Source organism: Mesorhizobium intechi, from assembly GCF_002879535.1.
Lineage (GTDB): Bacteria > Pseudomonadota > Alphaproteobacteria > Rhizobiales > Rhizobiaceae > Mesorhizobium > Mesorhizobium intechi.
On record NZ_PNOT02000128.1, the window covers coordinates 1 to 5,275 of the forward strand.

Below are 5,275 nucleotides of genomic sequence, written 5' to 3' on the forward strand. Positions count from 1 at the left end.
GCGGCGGGAAACTTGCCGGTTAAGCCAGTTTCTTCTGCAGGAAGATCCGGCTGCGACCGACCGGGAAATCGGCCAGCGTGCCGAAGGGCCGATAGCCCTGGCGCTGGTAGGCCTTGGCGGCGTTTGGATTGAAGGTGTCGATCCAGGCGTTGTTGCAGCCGCGCGCCACGGCTTCCTGCTCGGCCTCGTCCAGCATCCGGCCGGCCATATGCTGGCCGCGCAGCCTTTCATCGACCCACAGCCATTGCACGTAGAGCCAGCCCCAGGCGGTGTAGCCCGAAATGCCCGCGACGACCGCGCCAGCCTCGTCGCGCACGAACACGGCGAGCGCCTTTCTTTCGGACGCACCGACATCGCCATCATTGAACGACGTCAGCCGTTCGGCGAGAAAGGCAAGGTCTTCCGGCAAGGGGTTTGCCGTTGTTTCGAGTGTCGTGTTCATGGCTCTTTCCGGAAGGCTCGACTGGATGCGATGAGGGGTTACGGAGCGTTAGACTCTCGCGCAATTTCTATGTCTGCTCGCGAACGGGGTGCGGATCGCCGCTGTTGCGGAATTCGGATGCGGCAATGCCGTAGCGCTTGAGCTTGTCGTAAAAAGTCTTGCGTGGCACGCCGAGCGCGTCGATGGCGCTGCGCACATCGCCGCCATGGTCGCGCAGCGCGTCACGGATGAGCTGCGCCTCGTAGTGGCCCACGCGTTCGGGCAACGAGGCGGCTGGCTCCGCCGATTGCGGGGAAACCGCTTTCGTCTCGTCGTCAGGCCCAAGACCGAGCGTGACGCGATCGGCGAAATGGGCGAGCTCTCGCACATTGCCCGGCCAGGCATGCGACTGGAGATGATCGCTGACCGCGGCATTGACCTTGGCGACAGGACGGCCGAAGCGCTCCGCGGCCTTGCCGAGGAAATGTCCGAACAGCATTGGAATGTCGCCGCGCCGCTCGCGCAGCGGCGGAATGCGTAGCGTCACCACGTTAAGGCGGAAATAGAGGTCCTCGCGGAAATCGCCGCGCTGGTCGGGCCGGCCGAGGTCGACCTTGGTTGCCGCCACGACCCTCAGATCGAGGCGCCGGATCTCGTTCGAGCCGAGCGGCGTGAGGCTGCGCGTCTCCAGCACCCGCAGCAGCTTGACCTGCAGGGCTGGCGGCATGGATTCGATCTCGTCGAGGAACAGCGTGCCGCCGCTGGAGTGCTCGACGCGGCCGATCCGCCGCCGCTGCGCGCCGGTGAACGCGCCGGCCTCGTGGCCGAACAGTTCGCTTTCGATCACGGTCTCCGGCAAGGCCCCGCAATTCAGCGCGACGAAGGGTTTGGAATGCCGCCGGCCCCACCGGTGCAAGAGGTCCGCCACCACTTCCTTGCCGGTTCCGGTCTCGCCCTCCACCAGCACGTCGACATCCATGTCGGCGATCTGCCGCAAGGTCTCGCGAAGGCGCCGGATGGCCGGCGCCTCGCCGATCAGAGGCAGGCCGTCGACAGCGAGCGCCGCAGCTTCGCGCAGCCGCCGGTTCTCCATCACCAGCCGCCGCTTCTCCGATGCCCGTCTCAGCGTGTCGACCAGGCGATCGCCGGCATAGGGCTTTGGGATGAAATCGTAGACACCGTCCTTGAGGGCGGCCACGGCAAGATCGACATCGCCATGCCCGGTGACCAGGATCACCGGTATGTCAGGGTCGATCGCCTTGATGCGATCGAACAGCTGCAGCCCATTCATGCCCGGCATGCGGATGTCGCTGAGAACCACCCCGTCAAAGTCCCTGTCGACGACGGCGAGTGCGGGCTCGGCGGCCTCGCGCGCGACCACAGTGAAACCTGCGAGTTCGAGCAATTGCGTGGTGGCGTGCAGCAGATCGGCATCGTCCTCGACGAGCGCCACAAGCCCTGATCCCTCATTCATTCAATTCGCCTCAACTCGATGGTGAAGGACGCGCCCTTGGCGCTGTCGGGGTCGAGCCGCAGCGTGCCGCCCAATTCCTGGGCGATCTCCTGCGAAATCACCAGCCCGAGGCCGAGCCCCTTCTCCTTGGTGGTCTGGAATGGCATGAACAGATTGCCGGCTGCTTCCGGTCCGAGGCCGGGACCGTTGTCGCGCACCGAAATCAGCACGTGATCGTCGCGCTCGGCGAGGTCGATCTCGATGCGGGGATCGGGCTGGTCCTTCATGGCGTCCAGCGCGTTCTGCAACAGGTTGACGAGGATCTGTTCCAGCCGGATGCGGCTTGCCATCACCACCGGCGAGGCGGTACCGCGCGGCTTGACGATGGTAACGCTGGAATCGCGGATGCGACCGGAAAGAAGCGACAGGGCGCCATCGATCGCCTCGCGCACCGGCAAGGGCGAAGCGGCGACACCTGGCCGGCGGGCAAAAGTGCGCAAGGTGCCGGTGATGGCGCCGATGCGCTCGGTCATCGAGATGATCGACGTCAGATTGCCGCTTGCCGGCTCAGTCTTGCCGGTTTCGAGGAAGCGGCCGGCATTCTCGGCATAGGTGCGGATGGCGGCGACCGGCTGGTTGATCTCATGCGCCACGCCGGCGGCGATCTGGCCGAGGATGGAAAGCCGGTTAGCCTGGGCGAGATCGTCGCGCAGGCGGCGAACCTTGGCCTCGGCATTTTCGCGCTCGGCGATCTCGCCGGCGAGCGCGGTGTTGGAGCGTGTCAGCTCGGCGGTCCGTGTGGTGACCCGGCTTTCCAGCTCGGCATTCATGCGCGCAAGCGCCTCCTGCCGCAGCCGGCGTGTGCGACGGCGCCTTGTGAATACGTAGGCAAGCAGGCCAGTCAGCAGCAACCCGAGCAGCGTCGTCAGCCGCGCCGTGTTGGCGGCGGACGAGAGAGCGGCATCCGCCGGCGTCAGCACCCAAAGGCGCCAGCCGGGAACCGCGCCGGGCAGGTCCTGCACCACCTCGACAAATTGACGTGGCTTGCCGGGACCGTCGATGGTGGCCAGGCCGTCTCCGGCACCGCGCCGTATCGGCAGGGGTTCGAAGGCCGCATCGTCCAGTTGCAGTTGCTCGTGCGCAGCTGCGGCGTCTTCGGCGGAGAGCGGCGCCAGCGCATGAAACCGCCACTCGGGCTGGCTGGTGGCCAGCACGACGCCGCGTTCGTCGGTTACGAAAACGAGAAACCCGCTGGAGCGCCAATTGGCTTCGACGCCGTCGAGCTCGACCTTCAGCACCGCGACGCCCAGCGGCTTGCCGTTGTCGTCGACGCGACTGGCAAGATAGAGACCCGGCCGGCCACTGATCGTGCCCAGCCCATACTGGCTGGCCGAGCCCTTTGACATCGCCTCGTTGAAATAGTGGCGGAAATTATAGTCGATGCCGACAAAGCTCGTCGGCTCGCCGGCATTGCTGGCCGATATAGCGATGCCCGCCGTGTCGATGACATAGATGGCGGACGCCGAGGCATCGCCGGCGATCGCCTTGAGCTTTTCGTCGAGGGCCGCTTCCTGCATCTTTCCGGCCCGGCGCAGCGCCCCGCGCACCGCATCGTCGCGGGCCAGCACCAACGGCACCAGGCGCTGTTTCTCGATTTCGCCGGTTAGCGTTCCCGCCGCCAGCGGCAGGGCGGCGAGCGCGCCGTCGCGCAGGTCATTGGTCGCCTGGCCGGCGGCGATGCGTCCGGCAATCGCGATCGCACCCGCCAGGATCGCGAGGGCGACGACGATAACAAGCCAGCGGCCATCGCGCAGGCGCGCCGCCGCCTCGTGCAGCATTTCACTGCCGTCCGCAGAGCCGCTATCGGTATCTGCCTGCGACGTCTGCCCTCTCCTTGTTCTCGCGGCCTCGCCGCCACTCTAATGCGAAATTCCGCCCAGGCAAACGCCTCCTGTGCGGAAATCCGCACACCTTTCCGCCGAAGCACGCCGAATAGCGCCCGGAATCCGGTGATTCCGAGGTTCCCCCGATCTGGCATGGCGCTTGCAAAACTCCTTGCCAGCGGCGGGCGACCGGAACGCCGCGATGGGAGAAGTCACGCAGGGCGGGTTCCGTCCATCCGGCCAGGGAGAGTTCGATGCACATCGCAGACCAATCCGGCGCGGCTGCCGCGCAGCGCAAGCCGCTTTATGCCCAACTCTACGTGCAGGTGCTGGTGGCGATCACCGTCGGCATTCTGCTCGGCCACTACTATCCGTCGATCGGCGAAAGCATGAAGCCGCTCGGCGACTCCTTCATCAAGCTGGTCAAGATGATCATCGCCCCGGTCATCTTCCTGACGGTGGCGACCGGGATCGCCGGCATGAGCGACCTGCAGAAGGTAGGCCGCGTTGCCGGCAAGGCGATGCTCTACTTCCTCACCTTCTCGACGCTGGCGCTGATCATCGGCCTCGTCGTCGCCAATGTCGTGCAGCCGGGCGCCGGCTTCAACATCGACCCGGCGACGCTCGATGCCTCGACCGTCAACACCTACGCCGCCAAGGCGCACGACCAGTCGGTCACCGGCTTCCTGATGAACATCATCCCCGGCACGATCGTCGGCGCCTTCGCCGACGGCGACATATTGCAGGTGTTGTTCTTCTCGGTGCTGTTCGGCATCGCGCTGGCGCTGGTCGGCGACAAGGGCGCGCCGGTGCTCAACTTCCTGCAGGCGCTGATGGCGCCGATGTTCAAGCTGGTCAGCGTGCTGATGAAAGCCGCTCCCATCGGCGCGTTCGGCGCCATGGCCTTCACCATCGGCAAATACGGCATCGGTTCGGTCATCAACCTCGCCATGCTGGTCGGCACCTTCTACGCGACGTCGCTGCTGTTCGTGTTCGTCGTCTTGGGCGCGGTCTGCCGCTACAACGGCTTTTCCATCCTGTCGCTGCTGCGCTACATCAAGGAAGAGCTGCTGCTTGTGCTGGGCACGTCCTCGTCGGAAGCGGCCCTGCCCTCGCTGATGGAAAAGATGGAGAAGGCCGGCGCCAAGCGCTCGGTGGTCGGCCTGGTCATCCCGACCGGCTATTCCTTCAACCTCGACGGCACCAACATCTACATGACGCTGGCCGCGCTGTTCATCGCGCAAGCGACGAACATCCATCTCTCGATGGGCGACCAGATCCTGCTGCTGCTGGTGGCCATGCTGTCCTCGAAAGGTGCCGCCGGCATCACTGGCGCCGGTTTCATCACTCTTGCCGCGACGCTTTCGGTGGTGCCTTCCGTGCCGGTCGCCGGCATGGCGCTGATCCTTGGCGTCGACCGTTTCATGTCGGAATGCCGGGCGCTGACCAACTTCATCGGCAATGCCGTCGCCACACTGGTTGTCGCGCGCTGGGAAGGCGAGCTCGACGAGGCCAAGC

General features: G+C 65.6%; 4 protein-coding genes. 1 reads left to right on the forward strand and 3 read right to left on the reverse strand.

What is annotated here, in order from left to right; genetic code table 11:
• Window positions 1-19 precede the first annotated feature (19 nt).
• The 3 genes from C1D09_RS11330 to C1D09_RS11340 all read right to left on the reverse strand — a co-directional run bounded on the left by C1D09_RS11330 (window position 20) and on the right by C1D09_RS11340 (window position 3,712).
• Window positions 20-442, reverse strand: coding sequence for a GNAT family N-acetyltransferase (locus tag C1D09_RS11330; protein WP_143974342.1), 423 nt, complete (start codon window positions 440-442; stop codon window positions 20-22).
• 67 nt (window positions 443-509) lie between these two features.
• Window positions 510-1,895, reverse strand: coding sequence for a sigma-54-dependent transcriptional regulator (locus C1D09_RS11335; RefSeq protein ID WP_143974343.1), 1,386 nt, complete (start codon window positions 1,893-1,895; stop codon window positions 510-512).
• A complete protein-coding gene (locus tag C1D09_RS11340) occupies window positions 1,892-3,712 on the reverse strand; it encodes a sensor histidine kinase (protein ID WP_143974344.1) in 1,821 nt (606 codons plus the stop codon). Before C1D09_RS11340 ends, C1D09_RS11335 begins: the two co-directional genes overlap by 4 nt.
• A 299-nt stretch (window positions 3,713-4,011) precedes the next feature.
• On the opposite strand from C1D09_RS11340, the gene C1D09_RS11345 reads away from it, so the two are divergent.
• On the forward strand, window positions 4,012-5,275 hold a 1,264-nt coding region (locus C1D09_RS11345; protein WP_143974345.1), incomplete at its 3' end, for a dicarboxylate/amino acid:cation symporter.

Excerpts from the sequence above, each read along its gene's own strand:
- C1D09_RS11330 (WP_143974342.1), bottom strand. The coding sequence starts at position 442 with ATGAACACGACACTCGAAACAACGGCAAACCCCTTGCCGGAAGACCTT.
- C1D09_RS11335 (WP_143974343.1), bottom strand. The coding sequence starts at position 1,895 with ATGAATGAGGGATCAGGGCTTGTGGCGCTCGTCGAGGACGATGCCGAT.
- C1D09_RS11340 (WP_143974344.1), bottom strand. The coding sequence starts at position 3,712 with ATGCTGCACGAGGCGGCGGCGCGCCTGCGCGATGGCCGCTGGCTTGTT.